Origin of the sequence: Arthrobacter sp. Soc17.1.1.1 (genome assembly GCF_036867195.1) — a bacterium.
Classification (GTDB): domain Bacteria; phylum Actinomycetota; class Actinomycetes; order Actinomycetales; family Micrococcaceae; genus Arthrobacter_D.
This window is the reverse complement of sequence record NZ_JBAJII010000001.1, coordinates 1,410,932-1,429,920: the sequence shown is the minus strand read 5'-3', so window position 1 is coordinate 1,429,920 and position 18,989 is coordinate 1,410,932. Positions and strand designations below refer to the sequence as shown.

Here is an 18,989-nt window from a genome sequence, read left to right as displayed (position 1 = left end):
CCCCGCGGCTAGGTGCCGCTGCGCGAGAGCAACCGTGACAGGTCGGCGGCCCCGATGAGTCCCGCCTCCGGGCCCAGGGCCGCCCGCTCGATGCGCGCGGCCGGCCGGAAGCCCCGCCCCGTCAGGTTGCGTCCGAAGGCCCGCCGGGCGGGTTCGAGCAGGAGTTCGCCGGCGGCGCTCAGTCCCCCGCCGATGACGAACGTCCCGGGATCGAGCGCCGCGGCCAGGTTGGCCAGCCCCAGTCCCAGCCACTGCCCGACGTCGTCGACCAGCTCACGGGACGCCGGGTCGCCCTCCATCGCGAGGCGTGTCACGAGGGCGCCGGTGATCGGGGCCCCGTCGCCGGGCGCGGCGTCGATGATGGCTCGGGCCACGGGGGAATTGGCGGCGGCGAGCTCGCGGGCCTCGCGGCCGAGCGCGTTGCCGGAGGCGTACTGCTCCCAGCAGCCTCGGTTCCCGCACTCGCACCGGTGCCCCTGGGGCACCATGATCTGGTGCCCGAACTCACCCGCGACGCCGTGCCGGCCGCGCTCCACGCGTCCGCCCATGATCATCGCGCCGCCGATGCCCGTCCCCAGGGTGATGCAGACCAGGCGGGACTCACCGCGCCCCGCACCGAACTTCCACTCCGCCCAGGCGGCGGCGTCGGCGTCGTTCACCACCGTCACGCGCCGGCGCAGCAGCTTCTCGAGGTTCGTCCGCAGCGGCTCGTTGCGCCAGGCGAGATGCGGGCTGAAGAGCACCGTGCTGTTGGTGAGGTCCATCCACCCCGCCGCCCCGATCCCCACCGACCGGATGCGGAAGTCCCGCGACAGCTCGCGGACGAGCTCGGTGATGACCGCCTCCACGGCGCGGGGGTCCTGGCCGGGGGTCGCCCTGCGCGCCTCGGCGAGGATCCTGCCGTGGACGTCCACCACGCCCGCCGCGACCTTCGTACCGCCGATGTCCACGCCCACGGAGAGACCGCGGCGCGCCGGGTTGGCGAAGGTGGTGCGGGCCGTGCGCCCGGTCGGCGGCGTACCGCGACCCGCGTGCCAGGTGTCGGTACGCGGGCGTCGGGTGCGTCGGCCGGCCGGGTCGGGAATGATCGGCATGCGGTCCCTCCTCCGTCCTGTCGGGGCGCACTCGCTCGCCACCGTTACCGATTCGTACAGTACTGGACAGTCATTCGGTGGACCGAACCTATAGGCTGAAACGACCTCACGGTCGAGGTGATATCGAAGGAGCTATCGTGCGCGACATCAGCGTTCCCGTCCTCGTGGACGTCCCCCGCCAGACCAATACGACGGACCTCGTGGTGCGGCAGGCGGCGAAGCCGTCCAATCCCGCCCTGTTCGCGGTCAAGGGCGCGACCGGCGAGTGGGAGGACATCTCCGCCACCGAGTTCCGGCGCCAGGTCGAGGACATCGCGAAGGGACTGATCAGCTCCGGCGTCCAGCCCGGGGACCGCGTGGCCATCATGGCCCGCACGCGCTACGAGTGGTCCCTGGCGGACTTCGCGATCTGGTTCGCGGGCGCCGTCTCCGTCCCGGTGTACGAGACCTCCTCCCCCGCCCAGGTGGCCTGGATCCTCAGCGATTCGGGCGCTGTCGGGGCGTTCGTCGAATCCGCCCGCCACGAGAACGTGGTGCGCGAGGCCGTGGCGCTCGAGGGCATCGGGTCCCTGCGCCACGTGTGGCAGTTCGACGGCGACGGACTCGACACACTCCGCACGGCCGGTGCGGGCACCGCCGAGCAGACCCTCGCCGACCGTCGCGCCTACGCGGGCCTCGACGACGTCGCCACGATCATCTACACCTCGGGCACCACGGGCAAGCCCAAGGGGTGCGAGCTGACGCACGGCAACTTCGTCGAGCTGTCCGAGAACGCGGCCGCGGCCCTTCCGGAGGTCGCCCGCGAGGGCGGGCAGACCATCATGTTCCTGCCCCTCGCCCACGTGTTCGCCCGCTTCATCTCGGTGCTGTGCGTCGCAGCCGGCGCCACCGTGGCCCACACCCCCGACGTGAAGAACCTGCTGCCGGACCTGCAGAGCTACAAGCCGACCTTCATCCTCGCCGTCCCGCGCGTCTTCGAGAAGGTGTACAACAACTCGATGCTGAAGGCCGAGGACGGCGGCAAGGGCAGGATCTTCCACGCGGGCGCGGACGTCGCCATCGCCTGGTCGAAGGCGGAGCAGGCCGGGAAGATCCCGCTCGGCCTCAAGGTCAAGCACGCCGTGTTCGACCGGCTGCTCTACGGCAAGATCCGCACCGCGATGGGGGGCCGCGTGCAGCACGCCGTCTCCGGCGGCGCGCCCCTCGGGGACCGGCTCGGCCACTTCTTCCACGGCATCGGGCTCATGGTGCTCGAGGGCTACGGCCTGACGGAGACAACGGCCCCCATCACGGTCAACACGCCGAAGCGGATCAAGATCGGCACCGTGGGCGCTCCGCTGCCCGGCAATGCGGTGAAGATCGCCGACGACGGCGAGATCCTCACCCGGGGCGTGTGCGTCATGAAGGGCTACTTCAACCGCCCCGACCTCACCGAGGAAGCCTTCGTGGACGGCTGGTTCCGCACCGGCGACATCGGCGAGCTCGACGACGACGGCTTCCTGCGCATCACGGGCCGGAAGAAGGAGATCATCGTCACGGCCAGCGGGAAGAACGTCATCCCCGCGCTGCTCGAGGACGCCATCCGTGCCAATGCGCTGGTCTCGCAGTGTGTCGTCGTCGGCGACCAGCGGCCCTTCATCTCCGCGCTGATCACCCTCGACGAGGAGGCACTGCCCGGGTGGCTCGAACGGCACCAGCTGCCGGCGGGGACCACGACGGCGGAGGCGGCGGACCACCCGCTGGTGCTCGCCGAGATCCAGGAGCTCGTCGACACGGCCAACACCACCGTCTCCCGTGCGGAGGCCATCAAGGTCTTCCGGGTGGTCCCCACGGACTTCACCGAGACCACGGGCCACCTCACGCCGTCGCTGAAGATCAAGCGCGCCCAGGTCCTCAGGGACTACGCGGAGATCGTGGAGTCGATCTACTCCTCGGCCAAGGTCTAGGCGCCCCGGGCCGGGGCGCCCGTCGGCGCCCCGGATCGCCCCTAGCCCGTCTTCAGGCTGAGCAGCGCGTTCTCCAGCACCTCGGTGAGCGCCGGATGGATCCAGTACTGCCCGCGGGCCATCGTCTGCGCGTCGAGGCCGAAGGACATGGCCTGGATGACCGGCTGGATGATCATCGACGCCTCGTGGCCGAGGATGTGGGCGCCGAGGATGCGCCCGGTCTGCTGCTCGGCGATGAGCTTGACGAACCCCTGCGTGTCCTCCATCGCCCACCCGTACGCCGTCGACCCGTAGTGCTGCACCGCGGTCACGATCGGGGTGCCGGTGGCGTCCGCGTGGCCGAGTGCCTGCTCCTCGGTCATGCCGACCGAGGCCACCTGCGGCGAGGAGAACACGGCGGCGGGCACGAACTGGTGGTCGGCGGCGCGGAGCGCCTCGGGATGCAGCAGGTTGTGGGCCACGACCTTCGCCTCGTGGTTCGCCACGTGCTTCAGCTGGTAGTCGCTGCTCACGTCACCGAGCGACCAGAGGCCGGTCACGGGCCGGCCGCCGCGCAGCACCCGCTGGTACTCGTCGACCACGAGGCGGCCGTCGTGGTGCAGGTCGAGGCCCGCCTCGGCCGCACCGAGGGTATCGGTGGTTGGTGTGCGCCCGATCGCGACGAGCACGGCGTCGACCTCGAGGTCCTCCGGCCCCGCGGGCCCGATCAGTCGAGCGGTGACGCTGCCGTCGTCGTTGGCGGTGATCCGCACAACCTCGGTGTGCTGCCGGAGGTCCCACCGGCGTGCGGCCTGCTCGGTGAACGCGTCGGAGACGGTCTCGTCGAGGCCGCGCAGCATCCCCGCGGAGCGGACCGCGAGGGTGACCCGGGTACCGAAGGCCCCGAACACGTGCGCGAATTCGGCGGCGATGTAGCCGCCGCCGATGATCAGGAGCCGTGCGGGCAGCTCGTCGAGCCGCATGACGGTGTCGGAGGTGTGCACCTGCGGCAGGTCGATGCCGGGGATCGGGGGCCGGACGGCCCGCGAGCCGGTGGCGATCACCAGCTGGTCGGCGGTGACGTCGTCGCCCGAGGCGGTACGGAAGGACTTCTCCCCCGTGAGGCGAACGTGCTCCTCGATGAGGGTCACGTTGGCGAGCTCCTCGGCGCGGTAGGCCCTGCCGCCGGCGGAGATCGCGTCGATCCGGGTGAAGATGCGGTCCCGGATGTCCTTCCAGCGCACACCCTCCAGGGACAGGTCCACGCCGAGCCGGGCCGACTCCCCCGCCGCTGATGCCAGTCCGGCCGGGTACACGTACATCTTCGTGGGGATGCAGCCGACGTTGAGGCAGGTCCCGCCGAACGTGCCGCCCTCGACGAGTACCACCTGCCGGTCGTCCCATTCCGGCGAGACGAGGGTGTTGCCTGAGCCGGAGCCGATGATCGCGAGGTCGTAGTGGGTCACATCCCGCAGTGTAGCCGCGCCCGGATGCTGTACCGGTTCTGCACGAGCTGCCTCGCGGGGTCGGAGCTGTCCGGCTGCTTCCCGGCGCCGTGGTCCAGCCTGCCGGTGTGGCTCGGCATCCGGGCACCCGCAGCTCGGGGTCCGCGGTTCACGACGCCGTGATCACGAGGAGGAGGTCACCGCCCTGGGCTGGTGCTGCGCCGGTGAAGGCGACGCGCTGGACGGTACCGGCGACGGGCGTGGTGATGTTGGCCTCCATCTTCATGGCCTCGATCGTGGCGACGGTGTCGCCGGCGGCCACGGTGTCCCCCTCCGCCCGCGTGACGGAGACGGATCCGGCGAAGGGCGCCGCGATGTGCCCGGGGGTGCCGGGGTCGGCCTTCTCGGCCGCCTTCACGTCGCTCGTGATGGACTTGTCGCGGACGCTCACGGGCCGCATCTGCCCGTTGAGGGTGCACATCACGGTGCGCATCCCCTTCTCGTCCGGCTCGGACACCGCTTCGAGGGTGGCGATCAGCCGGACGCCCTTCTCGAGTTCGATGACGTGCTCCGTGCCGGGCTGCAGCCCGTAGAGGTAGTCGGCCGTGCCGAGGAGGGACACGTCGCCGTAGGTGTCGCGGGTGGCCCGGAAGTCCTTCGTCGGCCCGGCGAACAGGAGGGTGTTCAGCGCGTTCCGGCGCTCCGCGGGCGTCCCGGCGAGCTTCGCCTCGTCGTCGGAGCTGAGCTCGACGTCGCGCGGCTTGAGTTCCCGGCCCTTCAGGGCTTTGGTGCGGAACGGTTCGGGCCATCCGCCGGGCGGGTTGCCGAGCTCCCCGTTGAGGAACCCGATGACGGAGTCGGGGATGTCGAATTCCTGCGGGTTCTCCTCGAACTCGGCCGGGTCCGCGTCGCGGCCCACGAGGGCCAGGGCCAGGTCGCCGACGACCTTGGAGGACGGGGTGACCTTCACGAGCCGGCCGAGGATCCGGTCCGCCGCGGTGTACATGTCCTCGATGGCCTCGAACCGCTCGCCGAGGCCGAGGGCGATGGCCTGCTGGCGGAGATTGGAGAGCTGCCCGCCGGGGATCTCGTGCCGGTACACCCGGCCCGTGGGCCCGGGCAGGCCGGACTCAAACGGGGCGTACATGCGCCGCACGGCCTCCCAGTAGGGCTCGAGCGCGCACACGTTGCCCAGGTCCAGGCCCGTGTCACGCGGGGTGTGGGCCAGGGCCGCGACGAGGGCGGAGGCCGACGGCTGGCTGGTGGTGCCGGCCAGGGCGGCACTGGCGACGTCGACGGCGTCGACGCCGGCGTCCACGGCGGCCAGCAGGGTCGCCAGCTGCCCGCCCGCGGTGTCGTGGGTGTGCAGGTGCACGGGCACCTCGAAGCGGTCCCGCAGGGCGGTCACGAGCTTCGCCGCCGCAGCCGGGCGGAGCAGGCCCGCCATGTCCTTGATCGCGAGGATGTGGGCGCCGGCGTCCACGATCCGCTGGGCCAGCTCCAGGTAGTAGTCCAGGGTGTAGAGGGTCTCGGCCGGGTCCAGCATGTCCGCCGTGTAGCACAGCGCCACCTCGGCGACCGCGGTCCCGGTGTCCCGGACGGCCCGGATGGCCGGCTCCATCTGCGTGACGTCGTTGAGGGCGTCGAAGATCCGGAAGATGTCGATCCCCGAGGCCGCAGCCTCCTTGACGAATGCCGCCGTCACCGCTTCCGGGTACGGGGTGTAGCCGACGGTGTTGCGTCCGCGGAGCAGCATCTGCAGGCAGATGTTCGGCACCTCGCGGCGCAGCGCGTCCAGGCGCGCCCACGGGTCCTCCCCGAGGAAGCGCAGGGCGACGTCGTACGTCGCTCCTCCCCAGGCCTCGACCGAGAGGAGTTCCGGCGTCAGCCGGGACACGGACGCGCCGGCGGCCACGAGGTCCCGGGTCCGCACCCGCGTGGCGAGCAGCGACTGGTGTGCGTCGCGGAACGTGGTGTCCGTGACGGCGACGGCGGTCTGTTCCCGCAGCGCCCGCGCGAAGCCCTCCGGCCCGAGCTCCAGCAGGCGCTGGCGGCTCCCGGGTATCACCGGGGCCGGGCCGCCGTCCGCCTCCTGTTCCTCGATCGCGGGCAGTTTCTCCCGCGGGTCGAGGTGCGCCGGGCGGGCGCCGTTGGGCTGGTTGACGGTCACGTCCGCGAGCCAGGTCAGCAGTTTCGTGCCGCGGTCGGCCGGGATGCGCGCGGTGAGCAGTTCGGGGCGTTCGTCGATGAACGACGTCGCCACGTTCCCCGCGATGAAGTCCGGGTCGTCGAGGACCGCCTGCAGGAAGGAGATGTTCGTGGAGACGCCGCGGACCCGGAACTCGGCCAGCGCCCGGCGTGCCCGCGCGACCGCGGTCGGGTAGTCACGGCCCCTGCAGGTGAGCTTGACCAGCATCGAGTCGAAGTGCGGACTGATCTCCGCACCCGCGTACACGGTGCCGCCGTCGAGCCGGACACCCGCGCCACCGGCGGACCGGTAGGCCGAGATCCGTCCGACGTCGGGGCGGAACCCGTTGGCCGGGTCCTCCGTGGTGATCCTCGACTGCAGGGCGGCCCCCCGCAGGTACACCGTGTCCTGGGACAGGCCGAGATCCGCCAGGGACTCCCCGGCCGCGATGCGCAGCTGCGCCTGGACGAGGTCGACGTCGGTGACCTCCTCGGTGACCGTGTGCTCGACCTGGATGCGCGGGTTCATCTCGATGAAGACGTGCTGGCCGGCCCGCTCCCCGACCGTGTCCACGAGGAACTCGACCGTGCCGGCGTTGACGTACCCCAGCGCCGTCGCGAACTTGACCGCGTCCCGGTGCAGTGCCTGCCGGATGCCCTCGTCGAGGTTGGGCGCGGGGGCGATCTCGATGACCTTCTGGTGGCGGCGCTGCAGCGAGCAGTCCCGCTCGAACAGGTGCATGACGTTGCCCGACGCGTCCGCGAGGATCTGCACCTCGATGTGCCGGGGCCGCAGGACGGCCTGCTCCAGGAACATGGTCGGGTCCCCGAACGCGGACTCGGCCTCGCGCATCGCCGCCTCGAGTGCCTCCGGCAGCGCCTCCCGCGTGTCGACGCGGCGCATGCCGCGCCCGCCGCCGCCGGCCACGGCCTTCGCGAAGACGGGGAAGCCGATCTCGTCCGCTGCGGCGATCAGCTCCGCCACGTCCGCGCTCGGGCGTGAGGAGGCCAGCACCGGGATGCCCGCCTCGCGGGCGGCGTCGAGGGCCTTGACCTTGTTGCCGGCGAGCTCGAGGACGTCGGCCGGCGGTCCCACGAAGGTGATGCCGGCCTCGGCTGCGGCGCGGGCGAGGCCGGGGTTCTCGGACAGGAACCCGTACCCGGGATAGATGGCATCGCAGCCGGCCTCGGTCGCCACCCGGATGATCTCCTCGATGTCCAGGTACGCGCGGACGGGGTGGCCCTCCTCCCCGATCAGGTACGCCTCGTCCGCCTTCTGACGGTGGATGGAGTTGCGGTCCTCCTGCGGGAACACGGCGACGGTCTTCGCGCCCACCTCGTACCCGGCCCGGAAGGCCCGGATCGCGATCTCACCACGGTTGGCTACCAGAATCTTCGAGAACATCGCACTCCTGCATCCTTGCGGGTCGGGTCCTGCACGCTGGACTGATCCTACCCGGCTGCTCCTTCCCGTCCACGGGTTCCACCCGGACCGGATCGGGCGCCACCCCTGCCGCCGGCGGGCGGGCGGCCCCGTCCCGGGCCGATGGCCGCGTCACCCTATGATTGGTCGGGGAATTCAGCCGCGCCCCGGCGGCAGCCAGAGTGAGGTAGAGGTCCAACACGTGCAGGTAGTGAGCATCAGCAGTCTCAAAGGCGGCGTGGGCAAGACGTCGGTCACCCTGGGGCTGGCCTCGGCCGCACTGGCAGCGGGCATCCCCACCCTCGTGGTGGACCTGGACCCCCATGCCGACGCCACCACGGGGCTCGGGGTGCGGCCGTCGGGACAGACGGACATCGGGCGTCTCCTGAAGAACGCCCGGCGTGGCGATCTCGCGGCGAACACCGTCCCCAGCGGCTGGGTGTCCACCGCCGCGAAGGCGGCCGGTGCTGCGCGTACCCTCGACGTCGCCATGGGATCCGCCTACTCCGGCATCTACGACAGGCCCGACCTCGGGCGTCGTGACCAGCAGCGGCTGTCCCGGCTCCTGTCCCGCGTCGGCGGGTACGGTCTGGTCCTGATCGACTGCCCGCCCTCGCTCAACGGCCTGACCAGGATGGCCTGGACGGCGAGCAACCGTGTGCTGCTCGTCGCCGAACCCAGCCTGTTCTCCGTGGCGGGGACGGAGCGGACCATGCGTGCACTCGAGCTGTTCCGCCGGGAGTTCGCGCCCGAGCTGCAGACGGCCGGTATCGTGGCGAACCGCGTGCGGTCGGCGTCGCACGAGCACGCGTTCCGCCTCGGTGAGATGCAGCAGATGTTCGGGGACCTGCTGCTCAGCCCGACCATCCCCGAGCAGGCCAACTGGCAGCAGATCCAGGGCGCTGCCTACTCGGTGCATCACTGGCCCGGCGAGCCCGCGCAGCAGGCAGCGGGCTACTTCGACGAACTGCTCAGGAGCGTGACGGATTCGGGCCGCCTGCGCAGCCGCGCCGCGAGGCGCTGACAGCGGGTCGGGGGGCGCCGGCACGGCCGCCGGCGAGGCGTGCCGGCCGGGACCTGATCCTGGCGGGCGGCGCCCACCGGGAGGCCCCGGCACACGTCGGGATCAGCTGATCTTGCGGGTGGCGCGGCGCTTGCTGAGCTCGTCGCCGGGGAAGTCCTGATCGGTGGCGTGCTCGCTCGGCAGGGCGGCGAGGCTGCCCTCGACCTCGCGCCACACCCGGCCGACCGCGATCCCGAAGACGCCCTGCCCGCCCTGGACGAGGTCGATGACCTCGTCCGCCGACGTGCACTCGTAGACGCTCGCGCCGTCGCTCATGAGGGTGATCTGGGCGAGGTCCTCGACGCCGCGCTCGCGGAGGTGCTCCACCGCGGTGCGGATCTGCTGCAGGGAGACACCGGTGTCGAGGAGTCGCTTCACGACCTTGAGGACGAGGATGTCGCGGAAGCCGTAGAGGCGGTGCGTACCGGAGCCGGAGGCTCCCCGCACGGCGGGCTCCACGAGCCCGGTGCGGGCCCAGTAGTCGAGCTGGCGGTACGTGATGCCGGCGGCCTTGCAGGCCGTGGGGCCGCGGTACCCGGCGTCCTCGTCGAGGACGGGGAGGTCTTCCGTGAACAGTAAGCCCTGGGCGCTTGCCGGGACGCCAGCGCCTGGCGGGCTGGCTGCCTTGCCGGCGTCACCCTTCGGACTCACGTGCTGCCTCCTCGTAGGGTTCCCGGGGAGTTTGCTCAACGGGGCGGAACCTCAGGATGTGCACTCAAGTGTGCCCCGAGCCCCCCACACACGCAACGGGAACTGTATTCTTCGACGTTAGATCGCGCGAGGGTCGAGGTCAAAGATGCTGCCCCGCAAGCTTCGGCGTGTCGCCCGCGGCCCGCCGATCGGCGCGGCACGAGCGGGCTCGCCCCGAGGCGTCAGCGTTCGAAGTCCTCGGGCTCCACGTCGGCGAGGAACTCCCTGAACTGGAGGACCTCCTTCTCGGCCGTCTCCTCGGTGTCGCCCTGCTCCGCGTCCTCGGCGTCCGCGTCGGCGATCTCCACGCCCGCGACGGCCAGGACCTCCTCCGCGCAGTAGATGGGGCACGGTACGCGCAGGGCCACGGCCAGGGCGTCGGAGGCCCTCGAACTGACCGTCACGCCGTCACTGAACACCAGCTGCGCGTGGTAGACGGTGTCCTCCACGGAGGTGATGCGCACCTCCGTGATCTGCTTGCCGGCCGCTGCGACGACGTCGACCAGGAGGTCATGCGTCATGGGGCGCGGCGGCACGATACCCTGCTGCACGAAGGCGATCGCGCTGGCCTCGGGCGCTCCGATCCAGATGGGCAGGTGGCGTTCCCCGGCGGCTTCGCGCAGGAGGACCAGCGGCTGGTTGGACGGCAGTTCGATCCGCACGCCCACCACTTCTACTTCGATCACGGGAAGCCGCCTAACTGTCCATTCGGGCTATGTGGCTGTGGACGAGGGCGCTGTGGAGCCCCAGGCACAATTCGCTGATCTCCCGCGCCGTCTCCGCCGCGCGTGCCTTCGAGGCGACGTCCTTGCGGGACGCGACCGGCGCGACGACGCGTTCGACCAGCCCGAGCTCGCGGTCCGCCGCGGCGCGGAAGGGCCGCAGGTGGCGGGGTTCGATGCCGTGGGCCTCCAGCTGGACGCAGGCCTTCGTGATCTTGAGCGCGTGCTCGTCGAACCGGTTCTCGACGGCGGTGATCAGGCCGAAGCTCACGAGGTCGTCGACGAGCCGGCGCGGCGCTCCCGCCTCCGCGGCGAGGGTCTCGGCGGTGAGCCGACGGCCGTGGGAGCTCAGCTCTCGGGAGAGCTGGTCGGAGACGACGCGGGGCGCGAGCGTCATCCCGCCCGGCAGCGATTCCGGACGCTCGCCCCGGTCGATGGCGTCGACGTAGTCCTTGATGACCTTCAGGGGCAGGTACTGGTCGCGCTGCAGGGCCAGGACGAAGCGCAGCCGCTCGACGTCGTGCGCCGCGTACTTGCGGTACCCGGCGCGGGTCCGCTGCGGCGAGATGAGGCCCTTCTCCTCGAGGAAGCGGATCTTCGACGCCGTGACCTGCGGGAACTCCCCCGCCAGTTCGCGCAGGACCTCGCCGATGGTGAGGACACCGGTGGGGGAAAGACCTGGAGCGACGCCGGCCGGACGGCGGGCGGGGTGGGAGGCTGGCATGGAGCGGGCTAGGCCTGTGCTGTCGTGTGCTGGTCGGACTGGCCGGGCACGGTGCGGGCGGCGTAGAAGGTGAGCCGGAACTTGCCGATCTGCACCTCGTTGCCGTTGCGCAGCGTGACACTGTCCACGCGGTCGTTGTTCACGTACGTGCCGTTGAGGCTGCGCGTGTCCACCACCATGAACCCGTTCGGCGTCCGGCGGAACTCGGCGTGCTGGCGGGAGACCGTCACGTCGTCCAGGAAGATGTCGGCGTTGGGGTGGCGTCCGGCCTTCGTCACGTCCTCGTCGAGGAGGAAACGTGCACCCGCGTTCGGTCCCGAGTGCGCGATCAGCAGCGCGGACCCGGCGGGGAGCGCGGCGACGGACGCTTGCTCCTCCCGCGTCAGGTGACGCTCCAGGTCGCTCAGGGCCACTTGCGGCGGCAGCCCGATCGTCGTTGTCTCAGGAGACGTCATATTCGGCTCTTCCCCATTCACGCCACTGTTCACGTTGGCCATCGGACCTTCCTCCCCTACTGCGGCACGGCGGACCTGCTGTGAACCGCGCCCCCGCTGCCGGTAGGACTAGCCTACCTGCTGGGAGTAGTCGGCTGAACTCAGCAGACCCTGCACCACGGACGGATCCGAGACCTTGATCTCGAGCAGCCAGCCCTCGCCGTACGGGTCGGAGTTGATGAGCGAGGGATCGTCGTCGAGCGCCTCGTTGCGGGCGACGACCTCCCCCGTGACGGGCGCGTAGATGTCGCTGACGCTCTTGGTGGACTCGACCTCGCCGATCACGTCGGCGCCGGTCACGCCCGTGCCCTCCTCGGGCATCTGCACGTAGACCACGTCGCCGAGGGCGTCCTGGGCGAAGTCGGTGATACCGACGCGCACCGTGCCGTCGACGGCGGGCTCGCTGACCCACTCGTGCTCCGCGGTGTAGTACAGGCCATCGGGGATGTTGCTCATGGTTGCCTTTCGAACGCGCGATCGTCGGCGGCGCCAGGGGCCGTCCGGTACGGGTACTGGTCGAGTATAGGCATATGCGGGCTCCGCCGTGACGCGCCTCTCATGGTCCCCGGACCACCTCCCCCGGGAATGCGAAAAGCCCGTCCCCGCCGGCGGAAAGCCGGTGGGAACGGGCCCTGCAGTGTCGGGATGACAGGATTTGAACCTGCGACCCCTTGACCCCCAGTCAAGTGCGCTACCAAGCTGCGCCACATCCCGATCGGCCCGCTGTGCGGGCCAAACCACTCGGATAACTGTACAGCATTCTCCGGGCGGGACCGCACACGCGGGGGCATCAGCGCTTCCGGCTCCGCTTCTCGCGGACGCGCATGCTGACCTCGATGGGCGTGCCCTCGAAGCCGAAGGTCTCCCGCAGGCGGCGCGTGATGAAGCGGCGGTAACCGGGGTCGAGGAACCCGGTGGTGAACAGCACGAACCTCGGCGGGCGGCTGGAGGCCTGGGTGCCGAAGAGGATGCGCGGCTGCTTCCCGCCGCGCACGGGGTGCGGGTGCGCGGCCACGAGTTCGCCGAGGAACGCGTTGAGGCGGCCCGTGGGGATGCGGCGGTCCCAGGACTCCAGCGCGACGTCGAGCGCCGGCACCAGGCGGTCCTTGTGCCAGCCGGTGAGCGCCGAGATGTTCACGCGGGGCGCCCACTCCACGTGCGCGAGGTCCTGCTCGATCTCGCGCTCGAGATAGCGGCGGCGCTCGTCGTCGAGCAGGTCCCACTTGTTGAACGCCAGCACGATCGCACGGCCGGATTCGATGGCGAGGTTCAGGATGCGGATGTCCTGCTCGCTCAGCACCTCGTCGACGGCGAGGAGCACGACGGCGACCTCCGCCTTCTCGAGCGCCGACTGGGTGCGCAGCGAGGCATAGAAGTCGGCGCCCTGCTGCATGTGCACGCGGCGGCGGATGCCCGCCGTGTCGACGAAGCGCCAGGTGCGGCCGCCGAGCTCGATCATCTCGTCCACCGGGTCGCGCGTGGTGCCGGCCAGCGGGTCGACGACGACGCGCTCGGACCCTGCGAGCTTGTTGAGCAGGGAGGACTTGCCCACGTTGGGGCGTCCGATCAGCGCGACGCGGCGCGGTCCGCCGGACCGTTCGATCCCGCCGTGCTCGGAGAACTCGGGGAGGATCTCGTTGACCTGGTCGAGCATGTCCGCGGTGCCGCGGCCGTGCAGGGCCGAGACGGGCCAGGGCTGGCCGAAACCGAGCCCCCACAGCGCGGCGGCGTCCGCCTCGTTCTGGATGTCGTCCACCTTGTTGGCGACGAGGATGACGGGCCGCTTCTTGCGGCGCAGCATCCGCACCACGGCCTCGTCGGTGGCGGTGGCACCGACCGTCGCGTCGACGACGAACAGCACGGCGTCGGCCATGTCGACGGCGATCTCCGCCTGGTCGGCGACCCGCGCGGCGATGCCCTTGGCGTCCTGCTCCCAGCCGCCGGTGTCCACGAGGGTGAAGTTCCGGCCGGACCACTGCGCCGGGTAGGACACGCGGTCGCGCGTGACGCCGGGCGTGTCCTCGACGACGGCCTCGCGGCGTCCGAGGATCCTGTTCACGAGGGTGGACTTGCCGACGTTCGGGCGGCCGACGATCGCGAGCACGGGGTTGAGGCGGCCCTCGGCCTCCTCGTCGAAGTCCTCGTCCTGCCGGGCGAGGAGCGCGGCGTCCTCCTCGTCGAGCTCGTAGTCCTCCAGGCCCGCGCGGAGGGAGGCGGCACGCTGCTCGGCCTCGGCGTCGTCGAGGCCTTCCAGCAGCTCGCTGACCTGGTCCTCGCCCGTGGGCTCGAAGTCCTCCCCCGAGCCGTTCTCGGGTGCGTCCGGCGAAAGGTTCTCGCTCATTGTTCTGTCCTTTGGTTGGGGCCGTCTCCCGACGGCGGGCCTGGTGGGCGCGGGGCCCGGAATGCTGCGCGTGCTGGAACTGCTGGAACTGCTGGGTGCGCCGGGTGTCCCGGTCCGGCTAGTGCGCCACGGTGCGCACGATGCCGAGGACCGCCGTCACGGTCTGCTCGAAGTCCAGGTCGGAGGAGTCGAGCGTGACGACGCCGTCCGCCGCCTGCTGGAAGTTCACGACCGCGGAGTCCCTGGCGTCCCGCTCGGTGACCTGGCGTCGGAGCTGGGCGTCGGACTGGGTGCCGCCGAGCTGGTCGCCGCGGCGGCGCAGCCGCGCCTCCTCGCTGGCGGTGAGGAGGATGCGCACCTCGGCGTCGGGGGCGACGACGGTGGTGATGTCGCGTCCTTCGGCGACGATGCGGTGGCCGGCACCGGCGATGAGGGCACGCTGGCGCCGGATGAGTTCCGCGCGGGCACCCAGGGTCGTGGCGACCGCGCTCACCGTGGAGGAGACCTCGGGTTCGCGGATCGCGGCGGTGACGTCGTCGCCCGCGACCGTGACCGTCTCGCGGTCTGGGCTGGTACTGATGAAGAGCTCGATGTCGCGTGCGGCGGCCTCCACGGCAGCGCCGTCGTGCAGGTCGATGCCCGTGGCGATGCAGTGCAGCGTCACCGCCCGGTACATCGCGCCGGTGTCGAGATAGGCGGCCCGGAGGCGGCGCGCGACCTCCCGGCTCACACTCGACTTGCCGGAACCGGAGGGTCCGTCGATGGCGACCACGAGGGACTTGCCGAGGCGGAACCCCGAGAGGGGGCTCGACGACGCCGGCTCCCCCGCCGTGTGGATCTGCGTGGTCTCTGCTGAAGCCTGCGTCACTGCACTACCTTCCAGCCCCGCCGGGTGAGGGACTCCGTCAATTCCTGCCGCCTGCCGGGCAGCACCGAGAGTTCCGCGAGGCCCACCTCGCGGCCCGGTGAGTGTTCGAGCCTGAAGTCCTCGACGTTGATGCCCGTGTGGCCGATCTCGGTCAGGAGCTTCGCGATCTGCCCCGGCACGTCGTCGACGAGCACCGTGAGCCGGGCGAAGGAGTTCGGCGGGGTGCCGTGCTTGCCGGGCACGCGGGCCTGGCCGGAGTTCCCCTCGGACATCAGCTGTGCCATGTCGAGCCGAGCGCCCCCGGCGGTCGGGTCCTCGAGGGTGCCGATCAGCCGGTTGAGGTCATCGCGCACGCCGTAGAGGATCTCGACGAGCCGGCCCGCGTTGGCGGACAGGATCTGCACCCAGAGGCGGGGGTCGCTGGCCGCGATGCGCGTGACGTCACGGAGGCCGTTCCCGGCGAGCGAGAGCGCGTGGGCCGGGGAGTCCTGCAGCCGGCTCGCGACGAGCGACGACACGACCTGCGGCAGGTGCGAGATCAGGGCGACGGCCTCGTCGTGGTCCTCGACGGACATCCGGGCGGGCACGGCGCCGAGATCGACGGCGAGCGACTCGGCGCGGAGGACCGCCTCGGGGGCGCTGCCGTCGTGCGCGCAGAGCACCCAGGGTGCACCGGTGAACAGCTCGGCGCGTGCAGCGACCGGACCGGACTTCTCACGGCCCGCCATGGGGTGGGTGCCCACGTAGCGGGACACGTGCGCGTCCACGCCGGGCGTGGCGAGGAGCTCGCGGAGGATGGCCTCCTTGACGCTGCAGATGTCCACGACGACGGCGTCGGGGTACTCCAGCAGGGCCTCGGCGACCACGCGGGCCGTGACGTCGGGAGGGGTCGCGACGACCACGAGTTCAGGGGTCACCCGCTCCCCCGCGGCCTGAGCGTCGGTGAGGAGCCGCCCGGCACCGATGTCACGGGCGACCGCCTCGGTGGAGGGCGAGCTGTCGGACAGGAGGACGTCGAGCCCGCGTGCCCGCAGGCCCAGCCCGATGCTGGCCCCCAGCAGGCCCGCCCCCAGGACGAGGACGGGGCCCGTGAGGTGCGTGCCCTGTTCCGTGCGCTGCGTCATCGGCTAGAGGCCCACCGATGCGAGCAGGTGCCCGATCTCCTGGCGCCCGAGCACGCGGATGCTGCCCTGGCGCTGGTCCCCGATGCGGATCGGGCCCACCTGGGTGCGTACGAGGCGCTCGACGGGGTGGCCGACGGCGTCGAACAGGCGGCGGACGATCCGGTTGCGCCCGGAGTGCAGGACCACCTCGACGAGGATGTGGCCGGGGGTGGAGTCGACGAGCTTGAAGGAATCGACCTGCGCGAGTCCGTCCTCGAGCTCGATGCCCTCCTTCATCTGCGCGCCGACGCCCTGCGCCATGGGCCCGCGGACCTGCACGAGGTAGGTCTTGGGTACCTCGTAGGACGGGTGCGTCAGCCGGTTGGTGAGCTCGCCGTCGTTGGTGAGCAGGAGCAGGCCCTCCGTCTCGGCGTCGAGCCGTCCCACGTGGAAGAGTCGCTCGCTCTTGTCCTTGTTCTTCAGGAAGTCGCTGATGCAGCGGCGGCCCTCCGGGTCCTCCATGGTGGAGACGACACCGCGGGGCTTGTTGAAGACGTAGTACTTGAGGTGCTCGTTGAGCTGCAGCCGGATGCCGTCCACGTGGATGGCCGCCTGCGCGGGGTCCACGCGGACGCCGAGTTCGGTCACGACGGTGCCGTCGACCTCCACGCGCCCGTCGAGGATCATCTCCTCGCACACGCGGCGCGAGGCGACCCCGGCGAGGGCCATGATCTTCTGCAGGCGCACGCCCTCGGGGTTGTGGACGTCGATCTCGTCGGCCGGACGGCTGGAGCGCTTCGGCTTGGCTGCGCGCACGGGGCCGAGGTCCTGGCCGAAGCGCTCGCGCCCGAAGGCCTTGGCGCCCGCGGGCTTCGACCGCCCGCCCTGTCCGCCGGAGCGTCCGGGTGCCGCACCGGGCTTCCCGCCGGCCCGGCCGCCCGCCTTGGCGGCGAACCTGCCGGACGGTGTCCCGGCCGAGGGCCGGCCTGCGGCCGCGCGGGCGCGTCCGTCGGCTGATTCCCGACGGTCTCCGGCCGCGGCCGGACGACCCTCCGAGGACCGGCCGCCCTCGCGGCCCCGGTCGGAGGCACCGCGGGGAGCTCCGGGACGGCCGCCGGTGCGGTCACCGCGCTCGCCCCGCTCACCACGGTCGGCGAAGGTGCGGCCCTCGCCGGATCGTCCCGAGCCGCCGGTCCGCTCGCCCCGCTCGCCGAAGGAGCGGCCCTCGCCGGATCGTCCTGCGCCGCCCTGCCCGGATCCGCCGCGGGATGAGGTCCCCCGGCCGCGGGCAGCGTCGGATGGGCGGCCGGTCGATCCGCCGCGGCGCGGCGTATTGCGTCCGGAACCGGATCCTGGCGGCTGTGTCATGGAGAGAAGTCCTTCGTGTAGGTCGTGCTCAGTACGTCGTTTCGTCATACTCCCCGAGGCTTTCGAGGCCTGGCAGGTGGGGAGCGATCCGGGGCAGTTCGTCGACGCTGCCCAATCCCAATCTTTCCAGAAACAGGGAGCTGGTCCCATACAGCACCGCTCCGGTCTCCGGATCGGTCTCCATCTCGACAACGAGGCCGCGCTGGAGCAGGGTACGGACCACGGAGTCGACGGTGACGCCCCGGATGGCGGAGACCCGGGCACGGGACACGGGCTGGCGGTACGCGATGACCGTCAGCGTCTCGAGTGCCGCCTGCGACAGTCGCGCGGACTGGCCGTCCAGCACGAACTCGGCGACGACGGAGGCGAAGTGCTTCCGCGAGTAGATGCGCCATCCACCGGCGATGTCCCGCAGTTCGAAACCACGCGGGGACGCGGGTTCAGCGCTCCGGACGCCTGAGTCAGTATAGCCGTCGTACTCGCGCTGCAGTCCCACGAGGACGGCGTGCACCTCTTCCGCGGGCCGGTCGAGGGCCGCCGCCAGCTGGGTGTCGGTCACGGGCCGGTCGGTGACCATGAGGATCGCCTCGACGGCGCCGCGGAGTCCTCCCGGCAGTGCCTCGAGGGAATCGCCCGGCGGCCGGTCCCCTGTCGGCTCCTCGACGCTGGGTTCATCCATGGTGTGCTCCTTCGCTGTGCACGAGGTCGGTGGAGCGCTCGACGTCGTCCGGCAGGTCGACCGTCCACGGCCCGTCGCCTGCGCTCCAGCTGACGAGCAGGTCGGACAGCGGCGCGGGCTGGTCGAAGGAGACGGCGCCGTCCCGGAACAGCTCGAGCAGGGCCAGGAACCGCACCACGAGCACCATCCGCGATCCGGCGTCCTCCGTGAGCTCCTGGAAGGACAGCGGCCCCCTGGTCCGGAGCAGGTCCTGGACCACCAGCGCCTGGTCACGGACGCTGACGGGCGGCGCATGCAGGTGCCCGGTCGCCACCTGCGCCGGCTGCTCCTGGCGGGGTGCGAGCACCTTCGCGGCGAGTGCCGCGAGGTCCTGGGGCGAGTGCTTCCAGACGAGGTCGGGCAGCAGTCGCGTGAACTGCGGCTCCAGCGGCACGTCGCGCGCGTACCATGCGTCCTCCTCCTCGAGGCGCGCCGCGAGCTGCCGCGCCATCTCCTTGAAGGCCCGGTACTGCAGGAGCCGGGCGAACAGGAGGTCCCGGGCCTCGAGGAGGGCGATGTCCTCCTCGTCCTCCACGGAACCGGCCGGCAGGAGCCGTGCGGCCTTCAGGTCCAGGAGCGTCGCGGCGACGACGAGGAACTCACTGGCCTCGTCGAGCCGCCATTCTCCCTCCGCGGCCTGGATCCGGCGGATGTGCGCGATGAACTCGTCGGTCACCTGCGCCAGGGCGATCTCCGTGATGTCGAGCTCGCGCCGGGAGATGAGGTTCAGCAGCAGGTCGAAGGGTCCGCTGAAGTTCGTCAGCTGCACCTCGAAGACCGTCCGGGCCTCCACCTACGGGTACCGCTCGGCCCCGGAGGGAGCG

Annotated in this window: 16 protein-coding genes and 1 tRNA gene; 2 read left to right on the top strand and 15 right to left on the bottom strand. The window is 71.4% G+C overall.

Annotation, left to right across the window (positions count from 1 at the left end):
• Positions 1-8: 8 nt before the first annotated feature.
• Positions 9-1,094 carry an ROK family glucokinase gene (locus V6S67_RS06450; RefSeq protein ID WP_334209451.1) on the bottom strand — a complete coding sequence of 362 codons (1,086 nt, stop codon included), beginning with the start codon at positions 1,092-1,094 and terminating at the stop codon, positions 9-11.
• A gap of 137 nt (positions 1,095-1,231) precedes the next feature.
• Here V6S67_RS06450 and V6S67_RS06445 point away from each other — a divergent pair, with 137 nt between their 5' ends.
• The gene (locus V6S67_RS06445) at positions 1,232-3,040 is read left to right on the top strand and encodes an AMP-dependent synthetase/ligase (RefSeq protein WP_334209450.1); all 1,809 of its coding nucleotides are present in this window, start codon (positions 1,232-1,234) and stop codon (positions 3,038-3,040) included.
• Positions 3,041-3,081: 41 nt separating this feature from the next.
• Here V6S67_RS06445 and V6S67_RS06440 read toward each other — a convergent pair whose 3' ends face one another.
• Both V6S67_RS06440 and V6S67_RS06435 read right to left on the bottom strand, forming a co-directional pair.
• Positions 3,082-4,485, bottom strand: a complete 1,404-nt coding sequence (locus V6S67_RS06440) for a mycothione reductase (protein WP_334209449.1) — start codon at positions 4,483-4,485, stop codon at positions 3,082-3,084.
• A gap of 148 nt (positions 4,486-4,633) precedes the next feature.
• Positions 4,634-8,056 (bottom strand): pyruvate carboxylase, encoded by a 3,423-nt coding sequence (locus V6S67_RS06435; RefSeq protein ID WP_334209448.1) that lies wholly within the window; start codon positions 8,054-8,056, stop codon positions 4,634-4,636.
• Positions 8,057-8,276: 220 nt separating this feature from the next.
• Here V6S67_RS06435 and V6S67_RS06430 point away from each other — a divergent pair, with 220 nt between their 5' ends.
• Complete coding sequence (locus V6S67_RS06430; RefSeq protein WP_334209447.1) at positions 8,277-9,098, top strand: ParA family protein; 822 nt, start codon at positions 8,277-8,279, stop codon at positions 9,096-9,098.
• Between the two features lie 102 nt (positions 9,099-9,200).
• On the opposite strand, the gene V6S67_RS06425 is transcribed toward V6S67_RS06430, so the two are convergent.
• The 12 genes from V6S67_RS06425 to V6S67_RS06370 form a co-directional block, all read right to left on the bottom strand.
• Entirely contained in the window at positions 9,201-9,788 is a 588-nt protein-coding gene (locus V6S67_RS06425; RefSeq protein ID WP_334209446.1) for a MerR family transcriptional regulator, read from the bottom strand.
• A gap of 221 nt (positions 9,789-10,009) precedes the next feature.
• Positions 10,010-10,513, bottom strand: coding sequence for a bifunctional nuclease family protein (locus V6S67_RS06420; RefSeq protein ID WP_334209445.1), 504 nt, complete (start codon positions 10,511-10,513; stop codon positions 10,010-10,012).
• Positions 10,514-10,523: 10 nt separating this feature from the next.
• Complete coding sequence (gene ftsR, locus V6S67_RS06415; RefSeq protein WP_334209444.1) at positions 10,524-11,273, bottom strand: transcriptional regulator FtsR; 750 nt, start codon at positions 11,271-11,273, stop codon at positions 10,524-10,526.
• Positions 11,274-11,281: 8 nt separating this feature from the next.
• Complete coding sequence (locus V6S67_RS06410; protein WP_334209443.1) at positions 11,282-11,728, bottom strand: FHA domain-containing protein; 447 nt, start codon at positions 11,726-11,728, stop codon at positions 11,282-11,284.
• A gap of 108 nt (positions 11,729-11,836) precedes the next feature.
• Positions 11,837-12,223: a glycine cleavage system protein GcvH gene (gene gcvH / locus V6S67_RS06405; protein ID WP_334209442.1), complete on the bottom strand. Its 387-nt coding sequence runs from the start codon at positions 12,221-12,223 to the stop codon at positions 11,837-11,839.
• A gap of 184 nt (positions 12,224-12,407) precedes the next feature.
• A tRNA-Pro gene (locus V6S67_RS06400) sits at positions 12,408-12,481 on the bottom strand.
• Between the two features lie 76 nt (positions 12,482-12,557).
• Complete coding sequence (der, locus tag V6S67_RS06395; protein ID WP_334209441.1) at positions 12,558-14,108, bottom strand: ribosome biogenesis GTPase Der; 1,551 nt, start codon at positions 14,106-14,108, stop codon at positions 12,558-12,560.
• A 118-nt stretch (positions 14,109-14,226) separates the two neighbouring features.
• Positions 14,227-14,946, bottom strand: a complete 720-nt coding sequence (gene cmk / locus V6S67_RS06390) for a (d)CMP kinase (protein WP_334211545.1) — start codon at positions 14,944-14,946, stop codon at positions 14,227-14,229.
• 26 nt (positions 14,947-14,972) lie between these two features.
• Positions 14,973-16,100 carry a prephenate dehydrogenase gene (locus tag V6S67_RS06385; protein ID WP_334209440.1) on the bottom strand — a complete coding sequence of 376 codons (1,128 nt, stop codon included), beginning with the start codon at positions 16,098-16,100 and terminating at the stop codon, positions 14,973-14,975.
• Between the two features lie 3 nt (positions 16,101-16,103).
• Positions 16,104-17,447, bottom strand: a complete 1,344-nt coding sequence (locus tag V6S67_RS06380) for a pseudouridine synthase (protein ID WP_334209439.1) — start codon at positions 17,445-17,447, stop codon at positions 16,104-16,106.
• Positions 17,448-17,475: 28 nt separating this feature from the next.
• On the bottom strand, positions 17,476-18,126 hold the full coding sequence (gene scpB, locus V6S67_RS06375; protein ID WP_334209438.1) for an SMC-Scp complex subunit ScpB: 651 nt from the start codon (positions 18,124-18,126) through the stop codon (positions 17,476-17,478).
• Entirely contained in the window at positions 18,119-18,958 is an 840-nt protein-coding gene (locus V6S67_RS06370; protein WP_334209437.1) for a segregation and condensation protein A, read from the bottom strand. Before V6S67_RS06370 ends, scpB begins: the two co-directional genes overlap by 8 nt.
• Between the last annotated feature and the right edge of the window lie 31 nt (positions 18,959-18,989).